General features: G+C 62.1%; 24 protein-coding genes and 1 pseudogene. 7 read left to right on the top strand and 18 right to left on the bottom strand.

The annotated features are described in order from the left end of the window. Positions 1 to 21: 21 nt before the first annotated feature. From ACP7BV_RS02085 to rpsB, 10 genes are all read right to left on the bottom strand, one after another. Positions 22 to 537 (bottom strand): OmpH family outer membrane protein, encoded by a 516-nt coding sequence (locus tag ACP7BV_RS02085; protein ID WP_426101026.1) that lies wholly within the window; start codon positions 535 to 537, stop codon positions 22 to 24. A 50-nt stretch (positions 538 to 587) separates the two neighbouring features. Then, the gene (gene bamA, locus ACP7BV_RS02090; RefSeq protein WP_426101028.1) at positions 588 to 2,921 is read right to left on the bottom strand and encodes an outer membrane protein assembly factor BamA; all 2,334 of its coding nucleotides are present in this window, start codon (positions 2,919 to 2,921) and stop codon (positions 588 to 590) included. 65 nt (positions 2,922 to 2,986) lie between these two features. Then, on the bottom strand, positions 2,987 to 4,324 hold the full coding sequence (gene rseP / locus ACP7BV_RS02095) for an RIP metalloprotease RseP (RefSeq protein WP_426101030.1): 1,338 nt from the start codon (positions 4,322 to 4,324) through the stop codon (positions 2,987 to 2,989). Beyond that, positions 4,321 to 5,502: a 1-deoxy-D-xylulose-5-phosphate reductoisomerase gene (gene ispC / locus ACP7BV_RS02100; protein WP_426101032.1), complete on the bottom strand. Its 1,182-nt coding sequence runs from the start codon at positions 5,500 to 5,502 to the stop codon at positions 4,321 to 4,323. The genes rseP and ispC overlap by 4 nt, the downstream gene beginning before the upstream one ends. An 8-nt stretch (positions 5,503 to 5,510) precedes the next feature. Continuing rightward, positions 5,511 to 6,341 carry a phosphatidate cytidylyltransferase gene (locus ACP7BV_RS02105; RefSeq protein ID WP_426101034.1) on the bottom strand — a complete coding sequence of 277 codons (831 nt, stop codon included), beginning with the start codon at positions 6,339 to 6,341 and terminating at the stop codon, positions 5,511 to 5,513. Continuing rightward, positions 6,341 to 7,093: a polyprenyl diphosphate synthase gene (gene uppS / locus ACP7BV_RS02110; RefSeq protein ID WP_426101036.1), complete on the bottom strand. Its 753-nt coding sequence runs from the start codon at positions 7,091 to 7,093 to the stop codon at positions 6,341 to 6,343. Before uppS ends, ACP7BV_RS02105 begins: the two co-directional genes overlap by 1 nt. 138 nt (positions 7,094 to 7,231) lie before the next feature. Further along, positions 7,232 to 7,792 (bottom strand): ribosome recycling factor, encoded by a 561-nt coding sequence (gene frr / locus ACP7BV_RS02115; RefSeq protein WP_426101038.1) that lies wholly within the window; start codon positions 7,790 to 7,792, stop codon positions 7,232 to 7,234. A gap of 69 nt (positions 7,793 to 7,861) precedes the next feature. After that, positions 7,862 to 8,578 (bottom strand): UMP kinase, encoded by a 717-nt coding sequence (gene pyrH, locus ACP7BV_RS02120; RefSeq protein ID WP_426101040.1) that lies wholly within the window; start codon positions 8,576 to 8,578, stop codon positions 7,862 to 7,864. A 155-nt stretch (positions 8,579 to 8,733) separates the two neighbouring features. Then, entirely contained in the window at positions 8,734 to 9,642 is a 909-nt protein-coding gene (gene tsf / locus ACP7BV_RS02125; protein WP_426101042.1) for a translation elongation factor Ts, read from the bottom strand. A gap of 97 nt (positions 9,643 to 9,739) precedes the next feature. Beyond that, positions 9,740 to 10,486 carry a 30S ribosomal protein S2 gene (gene rpsB, locus ACP7BV_RS02130; protein WP_426101044.1) on the bottom strand — a complete coding sequence of 249 codons (747 nt, stop codon included), beginning with the start codon at positions 10,484 to 10,486 and terminating at the stop codon, positions 9,740 to 9,742. A 376-nt stretch (positions 10,487 to 10,862) separates the two neighbouring features. Here rpsB and ACP7BV_RS02135 point away from each other — a divergent pair, with 376 nt between their 5' ends. The 5 genes from ACP7BV_RS02135 (at position 10,863) to ACP7BV_RS02155 (ending at position 17,772) form a co-directional block, all read left to right on the top strand. Further along, positions 10,863 to 12,527, top strand: a complete 1,665-nt coding sequence (locus ACP7BV_RS02135; protein ID WP_426101046.1) for a methyl-accepting chemotaxis protein — start codon at positions 10,863 to 10,865, stop codon at positions 12,525 to 12,527. A 248-nt stretch (positions 12,528 to 12,775) separates the two neighbouring features. After that, positions 12,776 to 13,603, top strand: coding sequence for a type I methionyl aminopeptidase (gene map / locus ACP7BV_RS02140; RefSeq protein WP_426101048.1), 828 nt, complete (start codon positions 12,776 to 12,778; stop codon positions 13,601 to 13,603). A gap of 39 nt (positions 13,604 to 13,642) precedes the next feature. After that, positions 13,643 to 16,225 (top strand): [protein-PII] uridylyltransferase, encoded by a 2,583-nt coding sequence (locus tag ACP7BV_RS02145; RefSeq protein WP_426101388.1) that lies wholly within the window; start codon positions 13,643 to 13,645, stop codon positions 16,223 to 16,225. A 73-nt stretch (positions 16,226 to 16,298) separates the two neighbouring features. Then, positions 16,299 to 17,045: a pseudouridine synthase gene (locus tag ACP7BV_RS02150; RefSeq protein WP_426101050.1), complete on the top strand. Its 747-nt coding sequence runs from the start codon at positions 16,299 to 16,301 to the stop codon at positions 17,043 to 17,045. Between the two features lie 22 nt (positions 17,046 to 17,067). Further along, positions 17,068 to 17,772, top strand: coding sequence for a dienelactone hydrolase family protein (locus ACP7BV_RS02155; RefSeq protein WP_426101052.1), 705 nt, complete (start codon positions 17,068 to 17,070; stop codon positions 17,770 to 17,772). 198 nt (positions 17,773 to 17,970) lie between these two features. Here the strand turns inward: ACP7BV_RS02155 and ACP7BV_RS02160 are convergent. Then, positions 17,971 to 18,162: pseudogene (locus ACP7BV_RS02160) on the bottom strand (methyltransferase); the annotation flags it as partial. A 33-nt stretch (positions 18,163 to 18,195) separates the two neighbouring features. Here ACP7BV_RS02160 and ACP7BV_RS02165 point away from each other — a divergent pair. Continuing rightward, positions 18,196 to 18,360 (top strand): hypothetical protein, encoded by a 165-nt coding sequence (locus ACP7BV_RS02165; RefSeq protein WP_426101054.1) that lies wholly within the window; start codon positions 18,196 to 18,198, stop codon positions 18,358 to 18,360. On the opposite strand, the gene ACP7BV_RS02170 is transcribed toward ACP7BV_RS02165, so the two are convergent. The 3 genes from ACP7BV_RS02170 to ACP7BV_RS02180 are packed head-to-tail and all read right to left on the bottom strand — an operon-like array spanning position 18,357 to position 19,108. Then, on the bottom strand, positions 18,357 to 18,608 hold the full coding sequence (locus ACP7BV_RS02170) for a hypothetical protein (RefSeq protein ID WP_426101056.1): 252 nt from the start codon (positions 18,606 to 18,608) through the stop codon (positions 18,357 to 18,359). The genes ACP7BV_RS02165 and ACP7BV_RS02170 overlap by 4 nt on opposite strands. Before the next feature lie 4 nt (positions 18,609 to 18,612). Beyond that, a complete protein-coding gene (locus tag ACP7BV_RS02175; RefSeq protein ID WP_426101058.1) occupies positions 18,613 to 18,825 on the bottom strand; it encodes a hypothetical protein in 213 nt (70 codons plus the stop codon). Further along, positions 18,815 to 19,108, bottom strand: a complete 294-nt coding sequence (locus ACP7BV_RS02180; protein WP_426101060.1) for a hypothetical protein — start codon at positions 19,106 to 19,108, stop codon at positions 18,815 to 18,817. Before ACP7BV_RS02180 ends, ACP7BV_RS02175 begins: the two co-directional genes overlap by 11 nt. Before the next feature lie 284 nt (positions 19,109 to 19,392). Between ACP7BV_RS02180 and ACP7BV_RS02185 the strand changes: the two genes are divergently transcribed. Then, positions 19,393 to 21,411 (top strand): heparinase II/III domain-containing protein, encoded by a 2,019-nt coding sequence (locus tag ACP7BV_RS02185; RefSeq protein ID WP_426101062.1) that lies wholly within the window; start codon positions 19,393 to 19,395, stop codon positions 21,409 to 21,411. Positions 21,412 to 21,627: 216 nt separating this feature from the next. Here the strand turns inward: ACP7BV_RS02185 and ACP7BV_RS02190 are convergent, their stop codons facing one another. From ACP7BV_RS02190 to ligA, 4 genes are read right to left on the bottom strand one after another with little or no spacing between them, the layout of a single operon-like run. After that, positions 21,628 to 22,125 carry a hypothetical protein gene (locus tag ACP7BV_RS02190; RefSeq protein ID WP_426101064.1) on the bottom strand — a complete coding sequence of 166 codons (498 nt, stop codon included), beginning with the start codon at positions 22,123 to 22,125 and terminating at the stop codon, positions 21,628 to 21,630. A gap of 17 nt (positions 22,126 to 22,142) precedes the next feature. Next, positions 22,143 to 22,679 (bottom strand): peptide deformylase, encoded by a 537-nt coding sequence (gene def, locus ACP7BV_RS02195; RefSeq protein ID WP_426101066.1) that lies wholly within the window; start codon positions 22,677 to 22,679, stop codon positions 22,143 to 22,145. After that, positions 22,679 to 23,569, bottom strand: a complete 891-nt coding sequence (galU, locus tag ACP7BV_RS02200) for a UTP--glucose-1-phosphate uridylyltransferase GalU (RefSeq protein ID WP_426101068.1) — start codon at positions 23,567 to 23,569, stop codon at positions 22,679 to 22,681. Before galU ends, def begins: the two co-directional genes overlap by 1 nt. Next, entirely contained in the window at positions 23,556 to 25,589 is a 2,034-nt protein-coding gene (ligA, locus tag ACP7BV_RS02205; protein ID WP_426101070.1) for an NAD-dependent DNA ligase LigA, read from the bottom strand. Before ligA ends, galU begins: the two co-directional genes overlap by 14 nt. Between the last annotated feature and the right edge of the window lie 75 nt (positions 25,590 to 25,664).

The following is a 25,664-nucleotide window of genomic DNA, read 5'->3' on the forward strand; positions in this document are numbered from 1 at the left end:
ACGGCACCTGCCGGTGCAGCTTTACTTGTCCAGCAGCTTGATCACCTTGTCGGTCAGGTCGATGCGGGAACTGACCCAGATCGATTCCTGCAAAATGATGTCGAGCTTTTCCTGTTCGGCGATCTGTTCGAGCAGCTTGTACGCCTTGGCCGCAATGCTGGCCCGCTCTTCGCTCTTGCGCTGGATGAGGTCTTCGCGGAACTCGCGCTGGGTGCGCTGCACGTCCTTGTCCATGTCGATCAGCTCGCGCGCGCGGCGCGTGCGCTCGGGCTCGGCCAGGCTGGCCGCCTCGCCGTCGAACTTGTCGGACATGGTCTTGAAGCGGGCGATCGTATCCTGGATCGCTTTCTGGCGCTTGGAGAACTCCGCTTCGATCTTGGCGTCTGCCGCCTTGGCCAGCTTCGATTCGGTCATCAGGCGCTCGGTATAAACGAAACCGATCCTGCTCGGCGCGTTTTGCGCATGCGCCAGCGAGCATGCGCACAGGGCCAGCAGCGCAAGCTGCTTGGGCCACGAGGCAGTCAAGGTTTTTAACATAGTTCTCCGCTTTTCTCTCGTCAAACGATCGTACCGATCAAAGGTCCAAATTAGAAGCCGGTGCCCATCTGGAACTGGAAGCGCTCGACGCGGTCGCCCGGTTTTGCATTCAAGGGCTTAGCATAACTCAACTTGAGTGGTCCGACCGGGGAAATCCAGGACACGCCCAGGCCGGTCGAAAAACGCAGCTCGTTGGCGCGGATGCGCTGGCCTTCCTGGTAGACCTGGCCGCCGTCGAGAAACCCGAACCAGCGCAAGCTCTTGTCGGGTCCGCCGCCCGGGAATGGCAGTTGCAATTCAGCATTACCAATCACGCGGGTGGCGCCGCCCAGGGCGTCGCCCCGGTTGTCGAGCACGCCGAGCGAGGAGCTGAGGTAGCCGCGCACCGAACCGATGCCGCCGCCGTAAAAGTTCTTGAAAATCGGATACGGATTGCCGCGCAAGCCATGGCCATAATCGATTTCGCCCTTGAGCGCCAGTGTCACCAGGCGCGACAGCGGACGATACCACTGCTGCTCGTAGACGGCGCGATAGTATTTGATGTCGCCCAGTATGTCCACTTCAAGATTGGCGCGTTGGTAGCGGCCGAACGATGGCGTCACGGCACTGTCGCGGCTGTCGCGCGACCAGGCCGCCGTCAGCGGAATGGCATTGGTGTTGGCCCGGCCGACGCCGCTCGGGTCGCCCGTCACCTGCGTCACATATTGCAGGAAGCGCACCGGGCTGTCGCTGTCGGTGATGATGGTGGTGCGTTCCAAACCCGCGCCGAAAAAGACGATATCGTTTTCGGAGAACGGTACGCCATAGTTCAGGCGGCCGCCATTTTGCTTGACCCTGTAGCTGCCGATATTGAGCGCAGGCGGTTTGCTGCTGCGGCTGAACAGCTCGAACGATTGCTGAATGCCGTCGTCGGTAAAATACGGATTGGTCTGCGACAGCGCGATGGTGCGGCTGTACTTGCTGGTATTGATTTCAAAGCCGACCGTGTTGCCGCTGCCGGCGAAGTTGGCCTGCTGGATGCCCGCGTTGAAGGCGAACTTTTCCGCCTGCGAAAAGGTGCCGCCCAGCGTGACGTTACCGGTTGGCTTTTCAACGACCGTCAGGTTGACGTCGACCTGGTCGGACGTGCCGGCCGCTTCAGGCGTGTCGATCGTGACGTCCTTGAAGTAGCCAAGGCGGTCGACGCGGTCGCGCGAGAGCTTGATCTTGTTGCCGTCGTACCAGGAACCCTCGAACTGGCGGAATTCGCGGCGGATGACTTCATCGCGCGTGACGTTGTTGCCGGCGATGTTCATGTGGCGCACGTAGGCGCGCTTGCCCGGGTCGATCATGAAGGTGAACGTCACTTCGCGCTTGTCGCGGTCGATCTCCGGGTTGGCGTTGACGTTCGCAAAGGCGTAGCCGAAGGTGCCCATCCGGTCCGAAATGCGCTTGTTGCTTTCGGTAAGCAGTTCGCCTGAATAAATGCTGCCCTTGCGCAGCAGGATCAGCGACTTGAGCTCGTCCTCGCGCCCGAACATTTCGCCTTCGAGCTTGATGCCGGCAACCTTGTACTGCTCGCCTTCGCTGATGTTGATCGTCAGGTAAATGTCTTTTTTGTCCGGCGTGATGGCGACCTGGGTCGACTCCACGTTCGCTTCAAGGTAGCCGCGGTTCAGGTAAAACGACTTGATCGCTTCAATGTCGCCGGTCAGCTTGGTCTTGGAGTACTGGTCGGCCTTGGTGTACCAGCTGAACCAGCCCTTGGTATTTAATTGAAGCAACTGACGCAATTCTTTGTCAGAAAACTTTTTGTTGCCCACGATGCTGATCTGGCGGATGCGGGCCATCTCGCCCTCGTCCACATTGAACATGACGGTGACGCGGTTGCGCTCGATCGGCGTGACGGTGGTCGTGATCTTCACGCCGTACAGGCCGTGCGACAGGTACTGGCGCTTGAGCTCTTGCTCGGCGCGGTCGACCGAGGACTTGTCGAACGTCTTGGTGTCGCCAACGCCAATTTCCTTGAGCGCCTTGATCAACACGTCTTTTTCAAATTCCTTGGTGCCGGTGAAGTCGACCGTCGAAATGGCGGGACGCTCTTCAACGAAGACAATCAGCACGCCGTTTTCTTCTTCCAGGCGCACATCCTTGAAAAAACCCAGTGCGTACAGCGCCTTGATGGCGGCAATGCCCTTGGCGTCGTCGAAGGTCTCGCCCACGCGCACCGGCAGGTAGCTAAAGACGGTGCCTGCTTCGATGCGCTGGATGCCTTCGACGCGGATGTCCTTGACGACGAAGGGATTGACTGCAAGCGCTTGGCCTGCGCACAGGGCCAGGACGGCGGCGCAGACTAGGCTGCGGCGAAAGAAAGGGGCGGCATGACGTTCAGTTTGTAATTTCATTGGCTAAATCAATGGTCAATCATGTGGACTACATACATATGGGTTCGACATAGGCGAAGTGCGTGCTACAGGTGCCGCATCGCGTCGTTGAAGAGGGCCAGCGACATTAACATCACCAGCATGACCACGCCCGCACGCTGCGCAAAATCGATAAAGCGCTCCGGCAAGGGGCGGCCGGTCAAAACTTCCAGCGAATAATACAGCAAATGGCCACCATCCAGAACTGGAATTGGTAACAGATTCATCACCCCAAGGCTGATGCTGATGAAGGCAATGAAGCCGATAAATTCGATTGGTCCGAGGCTCAGCGTCTTGCCGGCATACTCGGCGATCGTCACGGGACCGGTGATATTTTTCAGCGATGCCTTGCCGGTGATGATCTTGCCGAGCATTTTGAGCGTCAGCGCGCTCGTCTCCCAGGTCTTGCGCGCAGCCTTGCCAACGGCTGTTATCGGGCCGACCGCGACCGTCACCGTTTCCGGCTGCGACGACAGGGCCGCCTTGATCTGGAACTGCTTGCTGGCCGGATCTTGTACCGGCGTGACCGTGACCGATACCGGCGCGCCGCCGCGCACCACATCCATGATGATCGGCGCACCTTGCGAGGCGCGCACCATCTCGACCACGTCCTGCGAGTCGCGCGCGCTCTTGCCGCCGATGGCGGCGATGACGTCGCCTTCGCGCAGGCCGGCGCTGCTGGCCGGGCCGTCGGCCAGCTTGCCCAGCACCGCTTGCGAGTGGTGCGGGACCAGGCCCAGCGCGCCCAAAAAGTCGCCTTCCACATTCAGGCCGGCGACGGTGGCGACCGGCACGCTGGCCGTGTAGCGCGCCCCACCCGACTGGGCCAGATCCAGGCGCAAGGCGCTCTTGTCCATCACCACGCGCATGATTTCCCAGCGCAGATCGGTCCAGCCGGCGACCGGCGCGCCGTTGACCGCCAATACCTGGTCGCCGCCGCGCACGCCGGCCTGGAACACGGCCGCCGTTTCGGGCATGAAGCGCAGGCGGGTCGACATGTCAGGCATGCCGTGCATGAACAGACCGGCAAAGATGGCGATGGCCAAAATAAAGTTGAACACCGGCCCCGCAGCGACAATGGCGATGCGGCGCCAGACGCTCTTGCCGGTAAATTCGCGCTGCGCGTCTTCAGGCGTTTTGGCGGCCGTTTCCGGGTCGCGGTTGTCGAGCATCTTGACGTAGCCGCCGATGGGCAAGAGGGAAATGGCCCACTCGGTTCCGTCGCGACCAAAACGGCGCGACCAGACGATTTTGCCCATGCCGACTGAAAAGCGCAGCACCTTCACCCCGCACAGGCGCGCCACCAGATAGTGGCCAAGTTCGTGGAAAATGATCAAAGGCCCGATGGAGAGCAAAAACGCGAACAGGTAGAAAAGCTGGGTCATCTTGCAATCGCCTTTACGATGGCATGCGCGGCCGCGCGCGCGCGCGCGTCTTGCGCCATGACGGCATCGATGCTGCCGGCCGGGCCATGGTCGTTTTCGTGCATCACGCGTGCAATCACCCGGTCGATGTCGCGAAAACCGATGCGCGTATCCAGGAAGGCTTGCACCGCCACCTCGTTGGCGGCGTTCAGCAGCGCCGGGGCGGTGCCGCCGGCGGCCAAAGCCTCGAAGGCGAGCGCCAGGCAGGGAAAGCGGGCAAAATCAGGTTTTTCAAACTGCAGCGTGCCAATGACGGTCAGGTCGAGCTGCGCCACTCCCGATGCAATCCGGTCCGGGAACGCGAGCGCGTGGGCGATCGGGGTGCGCATGTCCGGGTTGCCCAGTTCGGCAATCACGGAGCCGTCGACATACGACACCATCGAATGGATCACGCTTTGCGGATGGATCACGACTTCGATCAGCGCGGCGGGCGCGCCGAACAGCCAATGCGCCTCGATCACTTCCAGGCCCTTGTTCATCATCGTAGCCGAGTCGACCGAGATCTTGCGGCCCATTTCCCAGTTCGGGTGTTTGCAGGCTTCGTCGGGCGTGACGTGTTCCAGCGTTTCCACGGCGCGCTTGAGGAACGGGCCGCCGGAAGCGGTCAGCACGATTTTGGCAACGCCGGCCGCCGCCGGCGAGCGCTGGTAGGACTGGGGCAGCGACTGAAAAATCGCATTGTGCTCGCTGTCGATCGGCAGCAGCGTGGCGCCGTTGTCGTGCACCGCGTCCATGAACAGCTGGCCGGACATGACCAGCGCTTCCTTGTTCGCCAGCAGAATTTTTTTGCCGGCCAGCGCGGCGGCCAGCGCGGGCGCAAGACCTGCGGCGCCAACGATGGCGGCCATCACGGTGTCAACCTGGGTGCTGGACGCAATCGCGCACAGCGCTCGTTCGCCATAGTCCACTTCGGTGCGCACGCCGGCAGCGGCCAGCAACTGCGTGAGGCGCTGCGCCGCTTGGGCGCTGCCAACGACCGCGCGCGCGGGACGAAACTGCACGCACTGGGCGGCCAGTTGCTCGACCCGGCTATGGGCCGAGAGCGCATACACCTGGTATTTATCGGGATGGCGCGCCAGCACGTCCAGCGTGGACACGCCGATCGAGCCGGTCGCGCCAAGTATCGTAATGCGTTGCATATCGCTCCTTACAGCACCGTGTGAATCAGTGCGGCCAGCGGCAGGACGGGAATCAGGGCGTCGATCCGGTCAAGCACGCCGCCATGGCCCGGCAGCAGCTTGCTGCTGTCCTTGACGCCGGCGCGGCGCTTGAGCTGGGACTCGACCAGGTCGCCGACAATGCTGGCCGCGGTGATCACGGTCAGGATCGCGAGCGTGGCCAGCCAGCCCATCGACGCGTGCAGCTTGACGACGAAGGTGTCGGCCAGGTACGGGCCGCCGAACAGGATCACCAGGGTCGAGATCAGCAGCACCGCAATGCCGCCGCCGATCGCGCCTTCCCACGACTTGCCGGGGGAAATGGACGGCGCCAGCTTGCGCTTGCCGAAGGCTTTGCCGGAAAAGTAGGCAAAGATGTCGGCGATCCAGACCAGCGCCAGGACCGACAGCAGGTACACGGCCGAGACCTTGAAGAACATGACGATGGCGGCGAAACTGGCCAGGATGGTGATCGCGTAAAGCAGGCCAAGCATGGTATTGCGCCCGCCTTCAAGCGGCGGCAAGCCGGTCGCCAAACCGGGGACGAAGCGCAGCAGCCAGATGGCCGAACAGAGCGCGAACCAGAACTTGAGCGGCGCGTTGTCCTTGTACAGGAAGGCAAACGCAAAGGCTGCGACCCAGAATACGGCCACCAGGGCGGCCTGCTTGCGGGGCCGCCCGAACAGCTGGAACGCCTCGGTCACGGCGGCCATCAGGAAAGCGAGGATGACGACCACGAACGCCGGATAATAGCCCCCGAACAGTACCGCCAGCAGGATGACGAGCAAAACGACAGCGGTGATAATCCGGGTGATGAGCATCAGGTCTTCTTTTCGGCTAGTTGGTCGCCCGTGCGGCCGAAGCGGCGCTCGCGGCTGCGGTACGACGCGATGGCTTCATCGAGCGCGGCCGGGGAAAAATCGGGCCAGTAGGTATCGGTGAAGTAAAACTCGGAATAGGCCAATTGCCACAGCAGGAAGTTGGAGATGCGCTCTTCCCCACCGGTGCGGATGAACAGGTCCGGCTCGGGCGCGTACGCCATGGCCAGGTGTTCGGCCAGCTGGTCTTCGGTAAATTGCGTCACGCCCGGGTTGGCCGCGATCATCTTGCTGGTGGCCTGCATGATGTCCCAGCGCCCGCCATAGTTGGCGCACACCGTCAGCACCAGCGCCGTGTTGTTGGCGGTGCGGCGCTCGGCATTGGCGATCATTTCCTGCAGCTTGGCGTCAAAGCGCGACAAATCGCCAACGACCTTCAGGCGGATGTTATTGGCGTGCATCTTGGACACTTCGCGCTCCAGCGCCGTCACGAACAGGCGCATCAGCAGCGAGACTTCTTCTTCGGGGCGGCGCCAGTTTTCGGACGAAAAAGCGAACAGGGTCAGGTATTCGACGCCGCGCAGCGCGCACGCTTCAACCATGTCGCGCACCGTGTCGACACCCTTGACGTGGCCGGCCACGCGCGGCAGGAAGCGCTTGGTCGCCCAGCGGCCGTTCCCATCCATGACGATGGCAACGTGGCGCGGAACGGCGCCCACTTCCGGTACTGCTTTGGTCGAACTTTTAAATATCATAAATCCAGACTCGATAAACCAGGGATGAAACCGCCAGTTTAAAAAAAACGTATGCGCTGGGTATGCGTTTTGTGTGAATTGTTACAACTTACCCAGTGCACACCCGGCATGCGCCACGGGGACGCATGCCTTGCCGCGCTACACGGTCAATACTTCTTTTTCTTTTTCTGCCACCATCTTGTCGACATCGATAATGAACTTGTCCGTCACCTTCTGGATGTCGTCGACCGCGCGCCGCTCGTCGTCCTCGGAGCACGCCTTGTCCTTGGCCAGCTTTTTGAACGATTCGTTGGCATCGCGCCGGATATTGCGAATGGCAATTTTAGCGTCTTCCGCTTCACTCTTGACCAGCTTGACCATTTCCTTGCGGCGCTCTTCGGTCAGGGCCGGGGTCGGCACGCGGATCATGTCGCCTTGCGACGACGGATTCAAGCCCAGGTCGGAGTCGCGGATGGTGCGTTCGATGACGGCGGCCATCTTCTTTTCAAACGGTTGCACGCCGATGGTGCGCGCATCGATCAGCGTGACGTTGGCCACTTGCGACAGCGCCGTCGGCGAACCGTAGTACTCGACCATGATGTGGTCCAGGATGCCGGGGTGGGCGCGGCCCGTGCGGACCTTGGCCAGGTCGGCCCTGAGGGTCTCGATCGACTTGGTCATGCGTTCTTGCGTGTTCTTCTTGACGTCAGCGATAGTCATGCTGCTCTCCTCTAGCTCGTGCTTTGAAATGATGCTGAAATAATAAAACTGAAATGCAGCGTGAAATGATTAAACGTGAACCAGCGTGCCTTCGTCTTCGCCCATGACGACCCGCATCAGCGCGCCCGGCTTGACGATGGAAAACACCTTGATCGGCAGCTTCTGGTCGCGGCACAGGGCAAACGCGGTCGCGTCCATCACCTGCAGGTGCTTGGAAATGGCTTCGTCGAACGTGATGGTCTCGTAGCGGGTCGCGTTCGGATCTTTTTTAGGATCGGCGGTGTAGACGCCGTCAACCTTGGTTGCCTTTAACACGATCTCGGCGCTGATCTCGGCGCCGCGCAAGGCGGCGGCCGTATCGGTGGTGAAGAACGGGTTGCCGGTGCCGGCGGCAAACACGACGACCTTGCCCTCTTCCAGGTACTGCAGCGCCTTGGGACGCACGTAGGGCTCGACCACCTGCTCGATGGCAATGGCGGACATCACGCGCGCGGTAATGCCCACGTGGCGCATGGCGTCGGCCAGTGCCAGCGCGTTCATGACGGTGGCCAGCATGCCCATGTAGTCGGCGGTGGCGCGGTCCATGCCCTGGGCGCCCGGCGCCACGCCGCGGAAGATGTTGCCACCGCCAATGACGACTGCGATTTCGACGCCCGCCTTGGCCACTTCCGCGACATCGGCGACCATGCGCTCGATGGTGGCGCGGTTGATGCCGTACGCATCGTCGCCCATCAGCGCTTCGCCGGACAGTTTCAGAAGTACGCGTTTGTAGGCTGGTTTCGACATGTGCAGGGCTCCAATAAATGACAGTGTGTATTCGGGTGATTCTGCAGGGTCAGGATTAAGCGTGCATTAAGCGTGCATAACGCGCGCATCTTGCATGCATCTTGCCTGCATTAAAAAAACGGGCCTTCCGGCCCGCTTTGCTTCTTACCGCTTGCTTACTGCTTGGAAGCAGCAATTTGCTCTGCAACTTCTGCTGCAAAGTTATCTTGCTTCTTCTCGATGCCTTCGCCAACCACATACATCGTGAATGCTTTCACGGTGGTGTTGTTTGCTTTGAGCATCTGCTCGATCGACTGCTTGTCGTTCTTGACGAACATCTGATTCAGCAGCGACACTTCTTTCAGGTACTTCTGGATCGAGCCTTCCAGGCGCTTGGCCAGGATTTCAGCGGACTGCACCGGCTTGCCTTCAGCAATGGCTTTGTCTGCATCTTCTTGTGCCTTGAGGGCGGCGACCGAGCGCTCTTTTTCGATCAGCTCGGCAGGCACCTGGTCCGACGACAGCGACACCGGCTTCATGGCAGCGATGTGCATGGCCAGGTCCTTGCCGACTTGCTCGTCAGCACCGTCGAATTCGACCAGCACGCCGATACGGGCATTGTGCATGTAGGACGCGAGCTTGGCGGTGGTTTCAAAGCGCTTGAAACGACGGATTGTCATATTCTCGCCGATTTTGCCGATCAAGGCAGTACGCACCTCCTCCAGCGTCTTGCCGTCGAGTGGCAAAGCCATCAGGGCGGCAACGTCGGCCGGGTTATTCTCCGCAACCAGGCGGGCGGCATTGTTGCCCAGCGCTAGGAAGTCATCGTTCTTGGCAACGAAGTCGGTTTCGCTGTTGATTTCCACCAGCGCGCCAACACCGTCTTTCAGGTAGATCGCGACCACGCCTTCGGCGGTGATGCGGGTGGCGGCCGAGCCAGCCTTGGTGCCCAGTTTCACGCGCAGGATTTCTTCGGCGCGCTCCATGTTGCCTTCTGCTTCGGTCAGCGCTTTTTTGCACTGCATCATCGGTGCGTCGGTCTTTGCACGCAGTTCGCCTACCATCGCTGCTGTAATCGCTGCCATGTGTTTCTCCTAAATTAGTACGTATTCTGTTTAAAAAAAAGGGGAGCAGACGCTACCCCTTTTGATTGCCGCGGCAGCTGCGAGGCTGCCGGAGAATTTAAGCTTGCTCGGAAACTTCGACGAACTCATCCGACGACTTGACCATGTCGGCTACTTCGTTGGAGGCGCTGGCGCGGCCTTCCAGGATGGCATCCGCGACGCCGCGGGCGTACAGCATGATGGCTTTGGACGAGTCATCGTTGCCTGGAATGACGTGGGTCACGCCTTCTGGCGAGTGGTTGGTGTCGACGATGCCGATGACCGGAATGCCCAGCTTGCCAGCTTCGGTGATCGCACCTTTGTGGTAGCCGACGTCAACGACGAAGATTGCGTCAGGAACGCCGCCCATGTCCTTGATGCCGCCGATGGCTTTTTGCAGCTTGATCATTTCGCGTTCGAACATCAGGCCTTCTTTTTTCGACAGCTTCTCGACCGAACCGTCTTCGATCTGGGCTTCCATGTCCTTCAGGCGCTTGATCGAGGTCTTGATGGTCTTGAAGTTGGTCAGCATGCCGCCCAACCAGCGCTGGTCGACGAAAGGCACGCCGGCGCGGGCCGCTTCAGCAGCGATGATCTCGCGCGCCTGGCGCTTGGTGCCGACCATCAGGATGGTGCCGCGGCTCGCTGCGACCTGCTTGATCGTCTTCATCGCTTCTTGATACATACCCATCGTCTTTTCCAAGTTGATGATGTGGATCTTGTTGCGGTGACCGAAGATGAACGGGGCCATTTTTGGATTCCAAAAACGGGTTTGGTGACCGAAGTGGACACCGGCTTCCAGCATTTCACGCATTGTTACGGACATGTATTTCTCCAGGGTTGGGTCTGGAATCCGGTCAGTCACCTCTAGGGCACCCTTTGCGACCGGACTCGCGATTTGACAAAAATAGTGAAACGACGTTGCTTCATTGCTCGAAAGCGAATTCAAGCAACCCAATATTCTAACCGTAATCAGAGAAAGTTTCAAGCGGTGCCTGCCGACGCGCCTGACAGAATATTGCCTTTGGTGCATTAGTTGAGCACGCCTCGCACGGCCACCACGCCAGCCGGGCATACCCTCTCAGCAAGTTTGTTCTCGTATTCCAACAATCTGCGCAATTTTCCGCGTGACAAGGATTATTCAACATGGAGGTCGGCTAACATGATTGACTGATCCTGGTATTTACCGTGAAAGTGCGCCAATGTTCAACAATCTCCCCATCAAATTCAAGCTGCTGACCCTTCTCGGCATTATGCTGCTCGCCATGACCATCGTAGGCTTGATGGGAAACGCGGGCATCGGCAAAGTGAGCGACGCGCTGGAGAAAGTGGGCACGGTTCGCCTGCCATCGATTGACGGCCTGTTGACGCTGAGCGAAGCGCAGACCGCGGTCAAGGCGGCCACGCTGGCCACGCTGGCCCTGCAAGGCCAACTTGACGCGGCCAAGGAATTTGGCGCGGTGGCCGAGCAGCGCAAAGCGGCCTGGACCAATGCTGCAGAAGGATGGAGCACCTACGAGCCGCTGCCGCAAACGGCCGAGGAGGCCATCTTGTGGAAGCAGTTCGTCGCTGAATGGAACAGCTGGAAAAGCGCCGACGCCCGGCTGGGCGCGGCAATCGGCGCCCTTGGCGCTGCCACGACAGCCGAGCAGCAGGGGACGCTGTTTGCCGATTTCCTGTCGCAATATTACGCCAGCACGCCCTTGTTCAGCAAGGCGGAGGCTACGCTGAACCGGATCGTCGCGCTCAACCAGCAAATCGCCGCCCAGAGTGTCAAGGATGGCCGCAGCGCCACCACCCTCGCTCGCCAGCGCATGTTCTGGGTCGCCACGCTCGCCGCACTGGCCGCGCTCGGCGTTGCCCTGTATGTCAACGGCAGCATCACGCGCCCGATCAACCAGGCAGTGGCGCTGGCCGAAACCGTAGCCGCCGGCGACCTGACCGGCAGTGTCGAGGTGCACACGCGCGAGGAAACGGGCAAGCTGCTCAACGCGCTGGGCACCATGAATGCGAGCCTGACCAAGATCGTCGGCAAAGTACGCGAGGGAACCGACATGATTGCCACCGCCTCCGCGCAAATTGCCGCCGGCAACCTGGACTTGTCGGCCCGCACCGAAGAACAAGCCAGCTCGCTTGAGGAAACGGCCGCGTCAATGGAGGAGCTCGCCTCGACCGTCAAGCAAAATGCCGACAACGCGCGTCAAGCCAATGCGCTGGCACTGGCGGCGTCGGAAACGGCCGGCCGCGGCGGCGCCGTGGTCTCGCAAGTGATCGCGACCATGAGCGCGATTGACGCGTCGTCAAGGAAGATATCGGACATTATCGGCGTGATCGACAGCATCGCGTTCCAGACCAACATCCTGGCCTTGAATGCGGCCGTGGAAGCGGCGCGCGCTGGCGAACAGGGGCGCGGCTTTGCCGTCGTTGCCGCCGAGGTGCGCAACCTGGCCCAGCGCTCGGCTGCGGCGGCCAAGGAAATCAAGGTCTTGATCGTCGACTCGGTCGGGCACGTGGCCACCGGCAGCCGGCTGGTCACCCAGGCCGGCACCACCATGAGCGATGTTGTCAACAGCGTGGCGCGGGTGACGGACGTCATGACCGAAATCGTTGCGGCCAGCCAGGAGCAGAGCCAGGGGATCGACCAGATCAACGAAGCGGTGGCGCAGATGGACCAGGTCACCCAGCAGAACGCGGCGCTGGTCGAAGAGGCGGCAGCGGCGGCCGGCGCGCTGCAGGAACAGGCGCAGAGCCTGACCGAGCTGGTGTCGGTGTTTACAATCTCGTCGCATGGGGCGTCGGCCTTTGCGAGTCCGTCGCGCTCGCCGCGGCTGTCGCTGGCGCCGCCCGCGTCCCGCCGCCGCGCCTAAGCGGCCAGCCGCCCTAGCGTGCGCGTGGACGATGTGGTGAGGATTTTCCAGTTGCCGACCCGCGATAACTGCGCAGTCACAAGGTCGCTAAAACGATGCGGCGGAAGCGACGATCACGCGCCCGATTTCCACTTCCCTTATAATGGCAGCATACCGTGACGCGCCAGGTCGTGCCCGACCCGTCTGCGCTCACCCCTACCGCTCACCGCTACCGCTCACCGCTACCGCTTTCCTGCCGATTGCTCACTATGCCAGACACCATCTCGATCAAAACCCCCGCCGACATCCAAGGCATGCGCGTTGCCGGCCGGCTTGGTTCCGAAGTGCTCGACTACATCACCCCGTTCGTCAAAGTGGGCATTACCACTGGCGAACTGGACCGCTTGTGCCATGAATACATGGTCAACGTGCAAGGATCGATCCCCGCGCCGCTCAACTATTGCCCGCAGGGCTACACGCCCTACCCCAAGGCCATCTGTACCTCCGTCAACGACGTCATCTGCCACGGCATTCCCGGCGACAAGGTGCTCAAGGATGGCGATTCGGTCAACCTGGACATCACCGTCATCAAGAACGGCTACCACGGCGACAATAGCCGCATGTTCCTGGTTGGCGAGCCCAAACCGTTCATCAAGCGCCTGTCCGAGGTCACCTATGAGTGCATGTGGCTGGGCATTTCCAAGGTCAAGCCGGGCGCGCACCTGGGCGACATCGGCCACGTGATCCAGCAGCATGCCGAAAAGAACGGTTACAGCGTGGTGCGCGAATTTTGCGGCCATGGCATCGGCACGGTCTTTCACGAAGAGCCGCAGGTGCTGCACTACGGCCGCCCCGGCACGCTCGAGCGCCTGGAAGCGGGCATGATCTTCACCATCGAACCGATGATCAACGCCGGCCGGCGCGACATTAAAATGATGAACGACGGCTGGACCGTGAAAACCAAGGACCGCAGCATCTCGGCCCAGTGGGAGCACACCATCCTCGTCACCGAAACCGGCTACGAAGTGCTCACGCTGTCGGCCGGCTCGCCGCCGCCGCCCGCCTTTATCAAGGAAGCTGCCGCAGTTGCCGCCTGACGCATGTCCACGCTCATGCCCGCCGCGATGCCCGCCGTGATGCCCGACCCTGCGCTCAAGAAGGAAACGCGCGACCTGCTCAAGCAGCGCCTCAAGGCCGAGCGCGCGGCGCTGATTGCCGCCTTCAAGGAAGAAGGCAAGCCCGAAAAGCTGCTGCGCAGCCTGCGCCAGAGCGTGGACGCGGTGCTGACCGAGGCCTGGGAGTTGGCCGGCCTGCCGGCCAACACGGCGCTGGTGGGCGTGGGCGGCTACGGGCGCGGCGAACTGTTTCCGTATTCTGACGTCGACCTCCTGATCCTGCTCGGCCAACCGGCCGACAGCGTGACCCGGGCCAGGCTGGAAGACCTGGTCCAGATGCTGTGGGACCTGGGCCTGGAAATTGGCCACAGCATCCGCACCATCGACGAATGCATGAGCGAATCGCAGACCGACATCACGGTCCAGACCTGCCTGCTCGAAGCGCGCCTGGTCATCGGCGACGCTACCCTGTTCGCCAATCTGCAAGACCGCTACGACCGCGCGCTCGACCCGCAGGCGTTTTTTCACGCCAAGGCGGCCGAAATGCGCCTGCGCCACGCCAAGTATGAAGACACGGCCTTCTCGCTCGAACCAAACGTCAAGGAAAGCCCGGGCGGGCTGCGCGACTTGCAGGTGATCCTGTGGGTGGCCAAGGCGGCCGGCCTGGCCAGCTCGTGGAGCCAGCTGGCCACGCGCGGCCTGATCACCCAGACCGAAGCGCGCCAGCTGATGGAAAAGGAGCGCGCCTTCAAGGACATCCGCATCCGCCTGCACCTGCACGCCAACCGGCGCGAAGACCGCCTGGTGTTCGACGTCCAGACCCCGATCGCCGAAACGTTCGGCCTGAAGGCGACCGGCGAAGGCATCAACATGCGCCGCGCCAGCGAGTACCTGATGCAGCGCTACTACTGGGCCGCCAAGACGGTCACCCAGCTCAATACCATCATGCTGCAAAATATCGAGGCGCAGCTGTTCCCGCAGTCCGACGAGGCCGAGCCGATCAACGAGCGTTTCAATGACGTCAACGGCTTTATCGACATCGCCAGCGACGACACGTTCATCACGCGGCCGTCGTCGGTGCTCGAAGTGTTTTTGCTGATGACCGAGCGCGCGCATATCAAGGGCATGACAGCGCGCACCATCCGCGCGCTGTGGCACGCGCGCTTCGAGATCGATGCCAAGTTCCGCGAAGACCCGGTCAACCGCGCCCTCTTTTTGCGCATCCTGCAGGCGCCCGTGGGCCTGGTGCACGCGCTGCGCCGCATGAACGACACCAGCGTGCTGGGGCGCTACCTGCCGAACTTTCGGCGCATCGTGGGCATGATGCAGCACGACCTATTCCACGTGTACACCGTCGACCAGCACATCATGATGGTGGTGCGTAACATGCGCCGTTTTACCATGAGCGAGCACGCGCACGAGTACCCGTTTTGCAGCCAGCTGATCGCTAACTTCCGCAAGTCCTGGCTGCTGTACGTGGGCGCGCTGTTCCACGACATCGCCAAGGGCCGCGGCGGCGACCATTCCAAGCTTGGCACGGTGGATGCCGCGCAGTTTTGCGAAGACCATGCGATCGGCTCCGAAGACACCGAGCTGGTGGTGTTCCTGGTCGAGAACCACCTGACCATGTCGCACGTGGCGCAAAAGACCGACCTGTCGGACCCGGACGTAATCGAGGCGTTTGCCAAGGTGGTCAAGGATGAACGCCACCTGACGGCGCTGTACCTGCTGACAGTGGCCGACATCCGCGGCACCAGCCCCAAAGTGTGGAATGCGTGGAAAGCCAAGCTGCTCGAAGACCTGTACCGCATCACCTTGCGGGTGTTGGGCGGCGAACCCCATTCGACCGACCGCGAACTGAAAAACCGGCAGCAAGAAGCGATGGCCACGCTGCGCCTGTACGGACTGCCGGCCGACGCCCACAAGGCGCTGTGGAGCCAGCTCGACATGGCTTACTTCCTGCGCCACGACGCTTCCGACATCGCCTGGCAAACGCGTTCGCTGTGGGACCGCTTGGACGGCGAGCGCCCGGTCGTCAAATGCCGCCTGGCGCCGATTGGCGAAGGCTTGCAGGTGGCCGTCTACACGCGCGACCAGCCCGATTTGTTTGCGCGCATCTGCAGCTATTTCGACCGCAAGAATTTCAGCATCCTGGACGCGAAAATCCACACCACCAAACACGGTTACGCGCTCGATACTTTTTTGGTGACCGAGCAAAATTTTGCCAAGAGCTACCGCGATATCATCAGCCTGATCGAACACGAAATCTGCCAGCTGCTCACATCGCAGGCGCCTTTGCCGGCGCCCACGCGCGGGCGCTTGTCGCGCCTGTCGCGCACCTTTCCGATCACGCCCACGGTGGACCTGCGGCCCGATGAGCGCGGCCAGTACTACCTGCTCTCGATCGCCGCCAACGACCGCACGGGTTTACTGTATGCGATCGCCAGCGTCCTCACGCGCTACCGCATCAATCTGCACACGGCCAAGATCATGACGCTCGGCGAGCGGGTCGAAGACGTGTTCCTGGTGGACGGCGCGGTGCTCAATAATGCGCGCAACCAGATCCAGTTTGAAACCGATTTGCTCGAAGCGCTCAAAGTCTGATGGTTGGCGGCGTTTTTGGCAGTTGATTCAGCAGACGCAATTTTAGAAGACGCAATTTTTAGAAGAAACAAATATGACTGAATTAGTACGCCTGTCCAAGCGCATGTCCGAGCTTGGCCTGTCTTCGCGCCGCGAAGCGGACGAATGGATCGCGCGCGGCTGGGTGCGGGTCGATGGCCAGATCATTTCCGAACTGGGCAGCAAAGTGCTGCCGCATCAGAAAATCACGGTCGAACGCCAGGCCGCCGCCGAACAATCCAAGCGCGTGACCGTCATGATCAACAAGCCGATGGGTTTCGTCAGCGGCCAGGCCGAAGACGGCTACACGCCGGCAGTCGCTCTGATCAAACCGGAAAACCGCTGGGCCGAAGATCCGTCGCCCGAGCAGTTTCACCCCACCCAGCTGCGCAGCCTGGTGCCGGCCGGCCGGCTCGACATCGATTCGGTGGGTTTGCTGATCCTCACGCAGGACGGGCGCGTGGCCAAGACGCTGATCGGTGAAGAGACCTCGATTGAAAAAGAATACCTGGTGCGCGTGGAGTATACCAAGGAAGGCAAACTGCCCGAGTCGGAACTGAAAAAGCTGTGTTTTGGCCTCTGGATGGATGGCAAACCGCTGCTGCCGGCCAAAGTGCGCTGGCAGAACGACGACCAGCTCAGCTTCACGCTCAAGCAAGGCAGGAAGCGCCAGATCCGCCGCATGTGCGATATGGTGGGCCTGAAAGTCGTTGGCCTGAAACGCGTTAGAATCGGCAAGGTCAAGCTGGGCGACCTGCCGGTCGGCCAGTGGCGCTACCTGCGTCCCGACGAGCAGTTTTAAACCTCAACCTGCAAGGAATGGCATGAACGAACACATCACGATCGAAACACCGGACGGCAATTTTGGCGCCTACGTGGCGCACCCCGCTCAAGTTGCCGGTAAAGCGGCGCCGGCCATTGTCGTCATCCAGGAAATCTTCGGCATCAACGCCGATATCCGCGCCCATTGCGATGCGCTTGCCGCCCACGGCTATGTGGCGGTCGCGCCCGACCTGTTCTGGCGCCAGGAAAGCGGCATTGAACTGACCGACGCCAGCCAGGAAGAATGGGCCAAGGCCTTTGCGCTGTACCAGGGGTTCGATGTCGACAAGGGCGTGGCCGATGTCGCCGCCACCATGGCCGTGGCGCGCACGCTGCCTGGCGTGAGCGGCAAGGTTGGCGTGGTCGGCTTTTGCCTGGGCGGCCTGCTGACGTTTTTGACGGCCACCCGCTGCGCGCCGGACGCTGCCGTGTCGTACTACGGCGGGCGCAGCAATGAATTCGTCGGCGAACTTGCGGGCATGTCCACGCCGCTGATGATGCACCTGGCCGGCGCCGACCAGTATATTCCCAAGCCGGCGCAGGACGTCATCGCCGCCGCCGCGGCAGCGCTCGACAATGTGCAGGTGTTCGTCTATCCGGGCCAGGACCACGCTTTTGCGCGCGTCAATGGCCAGCACTTCAATGCCGACGCTGCCGCCCTCGCCGAGCAGCGCACGCTGGCCCATTTTGCGGCATTGCTCGTTTAGAGCCAGGACGCTAAGCTTGCAGGTAACCGCTTTTTTTGGCAAAGCGCACGGCCGCATACAGCATGAGCCACAGCCCGAGCCCGAGCCAGACGGGCGCCGGGTCGGGCAGCGCTGACTGCCCATAGGCCATGTAGTCGCCACAGGTCCAGCACAGCCCGGCACGCGCCGGCAGTAGGCCAGGTACTGCTCCCCAAACTGCTGGCGCAGATAGTCTTCTTCCGCTGCGACGATGCTGGTGTAGGCCACGCCGATAAACGGCAGGAACAGCGCGTAGAAAGCCGGTGCGTTGATCACCACCGCCAGCCCCAGCGCAATGAGCAGGTTAGCCACATACAGCGGATTGCGGCAGGCGCCGAACATGCCGGTATCGACCACGCCTTCGGCGTACACCCGCCGGCTTTTGCCGCCGCGGATAATGTAGGCGTGCCCGATGGTGACGATGCGCAGCGCCTGGCCAGACAGCGCAAGCAGCCAGCCGGCCAGCGCCAGGTGCGGCTGGCGCAGCGGCACGCTCAAGCCGAGTGCGAGCGCGAACGCCAGCGGAAAGAGCCAGTTGCGGTGCCTGAAGACGAGGTTCCCGAGCCTTAAAAGCACGCCGCCGCCCCTTTCACGGCGACGATGCAGGCAAAGTTATACCACCGGAAAAAGGTATCGGCGGCGTGAAAGCCGTTACGGGTCAGCAGCTCGACGTTTTCTTCCAGCCGGTAAAAAATCAGCACGTTTTCAAGTGCCTCGCGTTTGCGCGCGATTTCGGTTTCGGAGTAGCCATTAGCGCGCTTCATGTTGTAGTAAAACTTGATGAAATCACGGTTGATCCGGGTGTCGGCGCTGAGCACTTTTTCACAGGATCAGGCCGCCGTCATGATGCAAGGCGTCGGCAATATGGCGTATCAACTGCTCGCGGTGCAAGGGCCGGATGAATTGCAGCGTCAGGTCCAGTACAACGACGGACGCGTTGCGAATGCCCCGGTAAGCATTCAGGTCGGCCTCGACCAGCGTGGGGCGCTGGCCTTCCTCAAGGGCGGCGAAGCGATCGCGGCATTTATCGAGCATGGGGCGCGAATTGTCCACGCCGACCAGCCACGGCGCCTTGCCGGCCGCGCGCGCCTTCGCGCAGCGAGGCCAATGGGATGCCGCGGGAACAGCCAAGGTCATACACGCCGCTGCCGGTGTGCGCAAATTCGCCGGCGATTTCCCCGATCATGCGCTGCAGCTCGCCATACATGGGAATGCTGCGCCCGAGCATGTCGTCAAAGACCGCAGTGGTGCGTTCGCCGAAATCGAAATCGGCAATCGCCGCATCGGCATCTCGAAAAATCGTGTCATGCTGGTTCATTGCGCGCTCCTCGCGGTGGGATGTGGCAATAGCGTGGCGCCGAACACGTTAAGAAAACGTTAACGCATTGGCGTGTGCCCGCGCGCTGTGTCACTTGTTTGATCTACACCAAAATCCGCTGGGTTCGCGGCCTGTGACCTTAGCGTCGGCATGGCGCTGGTATTGCTATGGCAGAAAGATATTTAACTGTTGCCTGTTATGGGGAATTGACGACGCGCCTACCGAAACACAGGCCGCTTGTGAGCATAATGTTTCTTGGAAAATTTTGACCGAGGAAGAGCTTCATGATCAAACGACGCGCGGCGCTTGCCATTTTGTGTATCGCACAGGCAATCGGACCGGCGCAGGCGCAGTTCAGGCTGCCCCGGCCAACGGTCATCAGCGGCGTGCCCGCGATTGCGGCAACCACCACCGCCGATCCGGCACTTGCCTTGAGTGCATCGGGCCTGAACGCGGCGCTCGACAATTTTGATGCCAGCAAGATTGTCATGGGCCACCCGCGCTTGTTTAAAGGACAAGCCGATTACCGCGAGATCGTTGCGGCCACAAAACTTGAACGGCTGAAGTCGATTACCGCGTTGACGGGCTACCTCAAGCGCAATAGCGTCACCCTGGCGAGCGACGCGCTCAAGGGGCAGATCGAGGCCGCCAGCGACAGCACGCGCATGGCCAGCTGGTGGCAGCAGGACCGGCTGCTGGAAGGCATGGCCGAAGCGGCGGTGGCCTGGTACGTCACCCGCGACCCGTGGTTCCTGGCGGAGATGCGCGGGCGGATGCACTTGTTTGCGCCGGCCGTGCTGGCGCGCTCCTGCAGCGGCGACGTGGCCGAAACGCGCGACTACGTTTGGTACTACGCCCTCGCCTATGATTTTGCCTACGCCGAGCTGACCGCCGCCGAGCGCAAGAGCGTCCTTGATATCGTCCGGGTGTGCGGCAACGCCGGCTTGCTCAAGACTGCCGAGACGGTGCGCCAGTTTCCCGAAAACGCGATCGCCTTTAACGCGCTGGGCAAATTGATCGGTGCCTTGCTGATCGTGCGCGGCGAAACGCCGGAACTCGATCCGTGGCTGCGCGCCATCTTGTCGACTTATGTGTCGAGCGTGAGCCCGTGGGGCGGCGTCGACGGCGGCTTTGCGAACGGTTCGACCTACGCCGAATGGGATGCCGGCGAATCGCAGTTGATGTGGGACCTGGTGGAACGGGTGCTTGGCGTGCCCTTCTATGGCAAGAGCTGGCTGGCCCAGTTCCCCCGTTTTATCGCCTACACCCTGCCCCCTGGCACGCCGGCCGGCGTGTTCGGCGACGGCGCCGAAGTCAACCGCGCCGAAGAATGGGCGCGCCTGGGCAAGGCCACCATGAACCGCTCCGACACTGCGCTGTCGCACTGGTACGGCAGGCAGCAAAGCGGCGAAGACTACGCGCGCCTGCACATCTTGCTCAGTCCCCGCGAATATGGCGGCGAGGCCGCACTGCCTGCGGGCCAGCCGAACGGCGCGTGGTTCCCGTCTGTGGGCTGGGCCGCGATGCACAGCGCGCTGGGCGACCGCCAGCGCACCTCAGTGCATTTCAAGAGCAGTCCATTCGGCTCGATCAACCATTCGCACGCGGACCAGAACAGCTTTGTCATGGTCGCGCAAGGCCAGGTGCTGGCCATGGACAGTGGCGTGTACGACGCGTACAACTCGCCGCACTGGCGCAACTACTACAAGCAGACGCGCGCGCACAATGCCATCACCTTTGACGGCGGCATCGGCCAGGCGCTCGGCGCCGCGGGGCTGGGCGAGCGCGCGGCGGCAGGCCGGCTGACGCGCTTCGTGCAGGGCGCAAGCTACGACCTGGCCACCGGCGAAGCGGCAGCGGCCTATGGCGGGGCGCTCACGCGCGCCACCAGAACGGTGGTGTTCATCCGCCCGTCGACGCTGGTCACGGTGGACCAGCTCGATAGCGTGGCGGCGCGCAAGTACGAGTACAACCTGCACACCGGCGCCGCGCTGTCCGGAACGGCAGCGGGGTTTCGGGCCGATATAGCGCCGGCGCAGCTGTGCGGGATGGTGGCCTCGCCCGAGGCACTGGCGATGACCGCGAGCGAGGGTTACCCGGTGGCGCCGGCCACGCCGGCCGGGCCCCATCACTGGAACAAATTTGTGTTCGAGAATGCGCGCGCGAGGGGTTTGATCGTCTCGGTGCTGCGCAGCGATTGCGCCGCGCCTGCCCCGAAGGTGACGTTTGCCGGCGCCGGCGCCACCATCGAGGCGGCTGGGCGGGTGATCAGCGTGACGGAGGCGGATGTGACGGTGGAGTAGCCAACGACTGGAGGCTGAATAAGGGCAGGCTGTCGCAAAAACCGCAACGATGCAGCATAGTTACATCGTCCTCGCGCAGGCGGGGACCCATGGAACGGTTCAAGTGAGCAACTGTTCCATGGGTCCCCGCCTGCGCGAGGACGATGTGGGTGAGGTCTTCGAGTTGCCAAGTGTCGTGATGGTTTGCGCAGTCGCCGTTGACGCTATCTGCAAGTATTACGGCGTGCCAGCGCTCTCCCACAGCTTGAACTTGAGCTGTACCGAGATGCCTCCATGCAGCCGGTTTTTATAGTTCGGCACCACGGCAACATTCACGCCCACCCGCTTGTACTCGAACGTTGCCGCGGGAATGGCGGCCAGGAACCAGCCGCCATCGTGCATCTTGGGGTAGCCGTCAAAGGCGCCGACCACCGCCCCCAGCTTGATCCCCTTCACCGTCCACGGCTGGTAGTACAGCCCGGCGTAGCGCGAGTGGGCGCGGTCGCTGTTATAAAACCGCCCCGCCGTCAGCGCCATCGTGTCCGACAAGCCGTATTCAATCCCGATGCCCGGATTGCGCCCGTTCAGGTTCTTGTCGCTCTGGAAGTGGTACGTCGCAAAGCCCGTATCGAGCCACACTGCGTGGCCTGCGTTGCCGGCGCCTTCCTGCGCGAACGCAGGCGCATATGCAAACAGGGTAAGCGCAAGCGCGCCACATCGTTTCAAAGTTGTCATCAATGTGCTCATCAATCTCAATCGTCGTCGTTGGGGTCCATGTCCGGAAACATGACTTCGGTGTAGCCGAACTTTGAAAAGTCCTCGATGCGCATCGGGTACAGGATGCCCAGCAAATGGTCGACCTCGTGCTGCACCACGCGCGCATGAAAGCCCGTCACGTCGCGGCTGATCGGCTTGTTGTGCTGGTCGACGCCCTCGTAGCGCAAGTGCGTAAACCGCGGCACGCTGCCGCGCAGGCCGGGCACCGACAGGCAGCCTTCGAAGTCGTCTTCCTTGCGCTCGGACAGCGCGGTGAGCACCGGATTGATCAGCACCGTCTCCGGCACCGGCGGCGCATCGGGGTAGCGCTCGTTCTGCTTGAAGCCGTAGATGACGAGCTGTAGATTGACGCCGATCTGGGGCGCTGCCAGCCCGGCCCCGTTCGCGTGGTGCATGGTGTCGAACATGTCGGCGATCAAGGCATCGAGTTCGGGCGTATTAAAGTCGCGCACCGGTTCGGCCACGCGCAGCAGGCGCGGATCGCCCATCTTGAGAATTTCACGAACAGCCATTATGTTCCTTGTTCCGATTGCATCTGTGCCAAAAATTCACGGTACCCGGCGCCGGTTTCGGGGTGCTTGAGTCCCATCGCCGTGGTGGCCTTCAGATAGCCAAGCTTGGAGCCGCAATCGTAGCGCGTGCCTGCATAGCGATAGGCCAGCACGCGTTCCGAAGCCATCAACGCGGCAATGCCGTCGGTGAGCTGGATTTCGCCGCCGGCGCCGGCGCCAATGTGCTCCAGGCAGTCGAAAATGCGCGGACTGAGGATATAGCGCCCGACCACGGCCAGCGTGGACGGCGCCACGTCGGGCATCGGCTTTTCAACGATGCCCGTGACTACGGCCAGGTTGTCGCGATAGGCGTCGGCCTTGACGATGCCGTACTGGCGCGTTTGTTCGCGCGGTACGTCCTGGACCGCCAGGACGCTGCAGTTTTCATACCCGAACACCGCCGTCATCTGGGCCAGCACCGGCGCCACGCCGGGGCTGGTGTCCATGAAGTCGTCGGCCAGCATGACGGCGAACGGCTCGTCGCCCACCACCGGGCGCGCGCACAGCACCGCGTGGCCCAGGCCGAGCGGCGCCGACTGGCGGATGTAGATGCAGGTGACGTTGGGGGGAATTACGCTGCGCACCATCTGCAGCAGCTCGGTCTTGCCGGACGCCTCGAGCATCGATTCAATTTCGTAGGCGGTGTCGAAATGGTCTTCGATGGCGCGCTTGTTGCGCCCCGTGATGAAAATGAGCTCGGTCACGCCGGCGGCGACGGCTTCTTCGACGGCGTACTGGATCAGCGGCTTGTCGACGATGGGCAGCATCTCTTTAGGCTGCGCCTTGGTCGCGGGCAGGAAACGGCTGCCCAGGCCGGCAACGGGGAACACTGCTTTTCTAACTGGCTTCATCGGGGGAATCCTTTACAGACCTGGCTGATTCAAGCAAAGCGACCAGCGCCGCTTCGTCAAGTAGGGTGATGCCGAGTTCCTGCGCCTTGGCCAGCTTGCTGCCAGCCTCCGCGCCGGCCACGACGTATGATGTTTTCTTCGATACCGAGCTTGATACTTTACCGCCTGCCGCCTCGATCAGGGCGCCGGCCTGGTCGCGGCCCATGGTGGGCAAGGTGCCGGTGATGACGAACGTCTTTCCGGCCAGCGCGCCGGTAGCCGTCATCACATGCGCGCCATCCTTCCAGTGCAGCTGCGCGGCGAGCGCATTGACCAGCGCCAGGTTGTCGGCGTCGGTCAGGAACTCGGTGATGGAACGGGCGACGATCGGGCCCACATCGGCCACTTCCAGCAATTGCAGGCCGCCTTCGTAGGCGGCCGCGTGCAGCAGCGCCGGCAGGCTGCCGAAATGCTGGGCCAACGCCTTGGCGGTCGATTCGCCCACGTTGCGAATGCCCAGCGCGTAGATGAAGCGCGCAAAGGTGGTGGCGCGCGATTTTTCCAGCGCGTCGAGCACGTTTTGCGCGGACTTGGCCGCCATGCGCTCCAGTCCCAGCAGCTTGGGTTTGTCCAGCGCGTACAGGTCGGCGGCGGTGTTGATCAAGCCCTTGTCGACCAGTTGTTCGATGAGCTGGTCGCCCAGGCCCTCGACGTCGATCGCGCGGCGCGATACGAAGTGCATCAGGCCGCCCTTCTTTTGCGCGCTGCAATGGGTCCAGCCGCCGGAGCAGCGCGCCACCGCTTCGTCTTCCATGCGCATGATGGGCGAGCCGCACACCGGGCACTCGGTCGGCATGACGAATTGGCGCGCGTCGTCCGGGCGCCGCTGCGCGACATACGACACCACTTCCGGGATCACGTCGCCGGCGCGGCGCACGATGACGGTGTCGCCGATACGGATATCCTTGCGCCGCACTTCGCCTTCGTTGTGGAGCGTGGCGTTGAGCACGTTGACGCCGCCGACAAACACGCTGGCAAGGCGCGCCACCGGCGTGATGGCGCCCGTGCGCCCGACCTGCACATTGATGTCGAGCACTTCGGTGAGCGCTTCTTCGGCGGGAAATTTATGCGCGATCGCAAAGCGCGGCGCGCGCGACACAAAGCCCAGCTGCTGCTGGTCTTCTAGCCGGTTGACCTTGTAGACGACACCGTCGATTTCGTAGGCCAGGCTGGCGCGCCGCTCGCCGATATCCTTGTAATACGCCAGCAAACCTTCGGCACCGGTGACGGCTTTGCGCTCTCTAGAAACCGGCAGGCCGAGCTGCTCGTACCAGTCCAGCAGGGCCGAGTGCGAAGCGGGCATCGGCGCGCCTTCCAGGGCGCCGATGCCGTACGTGAAAAACGACAGGTTGCGGCTGGAGGTAATGCGCGAATCGAGCTGGCGCAAGCTGCCGGCGGCGGCGTTGCGGGGATTTTGGTATTCCTTGTCGCCGGCGTCGCGCTGGCGCGCGTTCAGATTTTTAAAGTCGGCCTTGAACATCAATACTTCGCCGCGCACTTCAAGTACGCTCGGCACCACGCTGCCGTGCAGGCGCAGCGGAATGGTGCGGATGGTGCGGATATTGACCGTGACGTCTTCGCCGGTGGCGCCGTCGCCGCGCGTGGCGGCCTGCACAAAGACGCCGTTCTCGTAACGCAGGCTGATCGCCAGGCCGTCGAATTTCAGTTCGGCCGCATAGTCGGCCTGCGGCGCGCTCAAGCCTTCGCGCACGCGGCGGTCGAAGTTGTCGATGTCGTCATCGGCAAAGGCGTTATTCAACGACAGCATCGGCACCGTGTGCGTAACCTGCTTGAATTCCGGCAGCGGCGCCGCGCCTACGCGAAAGGTCGGCGAATCCTGCGACACCGCTTCCGGGTGCGCCGCCTCGAGCTGCTGCAGTTCGCCGAACATGCGGTCGTACTCGGCGTCCGGGATGGTGGGCGCATCCTTGACGTGGTAGGCGTAGATGTGGCGGTTCAGCTCTTCGGTGAGCCAAGCCATCCGCTCCAAATAATCCGGCGCTGTTGTTACGGTAGTTGTCACGCTAGTTGTCACTGTCGCTCTCCCGGGCCTTTG

The sequence above is a fragment of the Massilia sp. TSP1-1-2 genome (assembly GCF_049896185.1).
Lineage (GTDB): Bacteria > Pseudomonadota > Gammaproteobacteria > Burkholderiales > Burkholderiaceae_D > Telluria_A.

Excerpts from the sequence above, each read along its gene's own strand:
- ACP7BV_RS02085 (WP_426101026.1), bottom strand. The coding sequence starts at position 537 with ATGTTAAAAACCTTGACTGCCTCGTGGCCCAAGCAGCTTGCGCTGCTG.
- bamA (WP_426101028.1), bottom strand. The coding sequence starts at position 2,921 with ATGAAATTACAAACTGAACGTCATGCCGCCCCTTTCTTTCGCCGCAGC.
- rseP (WP_426101030.1), bottom strand. The coding sequence starts at position 4,324 with ATGACCCAGCTTTTCTACCTGTTCGCGTTTTTGCTCTCCATCGGGCCT.
- ispC (WP_426101032.1), bottom strand. The coding sequence starts at position 5,502 with ATGCAACGCATTACGATACTTGGCGCGACCGGCTCGATCGGCGTGTCC.
- ACP7BV_RS02105 (WP_426101034.1), bottom strand. The coding sequence starts at position 6,341 with ATGCTCATCACCCGGATTATCACCGCTGTCGTTTTGCTCGTCATCCTG.
- uppS (WP_426101036.1), bottom strand. The coding sequence starts at position 7,093 with ATGATATTTAAAAGTTCGACCAAAGCAGTACCGGAAGTGGGCGCCGTT.
- frr (WP_426101038.1), bottom strand. The coding sequence starts at position 7,792 with ATGACTATCGCTGACGTCAAGAAGAACACGCAAGAACGCATGACCAAG.
- pyrH (WP_426101040.1), bottom strand. The coding sequence starts at position 8,578 with ATGTCGAAACCAGCCTACAAACGCGTACTTCTGAAACTGTCCGGCGAA.
- tsf (WP_426101042.1), bottom strand. The coding sequence starts at position 9,642 with ATGGCAGCGATTACAGCAGCGATGGTAGGCGAACTGCGTGCAAAGACC.
- rpsB (WP_426101044.1), bottom strand. The coding sequence starts at position 10,486 with ATGTCCGTAACAATGCGTGAAATGCTGGAAGCCGGTGTCCACTTCGGT.
- ACP7BV_RS02135 (WP_426101046.1), top strand. The coding sequence starts at position 10,863 with ATGTTCAACAATCTCCCCATCAAATTCAAGCTGCTGACCCTTCTCGGC.
- map (WP_426101048.1), top strand. The coding sequence starts at position 12,776 with ATGCCAGACACCATCTCGATCAAAACCCCCGCCGACATCCAAGGCATG.
- ACP7BV_RS02145 (WP_426101388.1), top strand. The coding sequence starts at position 13,643 with ATGCCCGACCCTGCGCTCAAGAAGGAAACGCGCGACCTGCTCAAGCAG.
- ACP7BV_RS02150 (WP_426101050.1), top strand. The coding sequence starts at position 16,299 with ATGACTGAATTAGTACGCCTGTCCAAGCGCATGTCCGAGCTTGGCCTG.
- ACP7BV_RS02155 (WP_426101052.1), top strand. The coding sequence starts at position 17,068 with ATGAACGAACACATCACGATCGAAACACCGGACGGCAATTTTGGCGCC.
- ACP7BV_RS02175 (WP_426101058.1), bottom strand. The coding sequence starts at position 18,825 with ATGCTCGATAAATGCCGCGATCGCTTCGCCGCCCTTGAGGAAGGCCAG.
- ACP7BV_RS02180 (WP_426101060.1), bottom strand. The coding sequence starts at position 19,108 with ATGAACCAGCATGACACGATTTTTCGAGATGCCGATGCGGCGATTGCC.
- ACP7BV_RS02185 (WP_426101062.1), top strand. The coding sequence starts at position 19,393 with ATGATCAAACGACGCGCGGCGCTTGCCATTTTGTGTATCGCACAGGCA.
- ACP7BV_RS02190 (WP_426101064.1), bottom strand. The coding sequence starts at position 22,125 with ATGACAACTTTGAAACGATGTGGCGCGCTTGCGCTTACCCTGTTTGCA.
- def (WP_426101066.1), bottom strand. The coding sequence starts at position 22,679 with ATGGCTGTTCGTGAAATTCTCAAGATGGGCGATCCGCGCCTGCTGCGC.
- galU (WP_426101068.1), bottom strand. The coding sequence starts at position 23,569 with ATGAAGCCAGTTAGAAAAGCAGTGTTCCCCGTTGCCGGCCTGGGCAGC.
- ligA (WP_426101070.1), bottom strand. The coding sequence starts at position 25,589 with ATGGCTTGGCTCACCGAAGAGCTGAACCGCCACATCTACGCCTACCAC.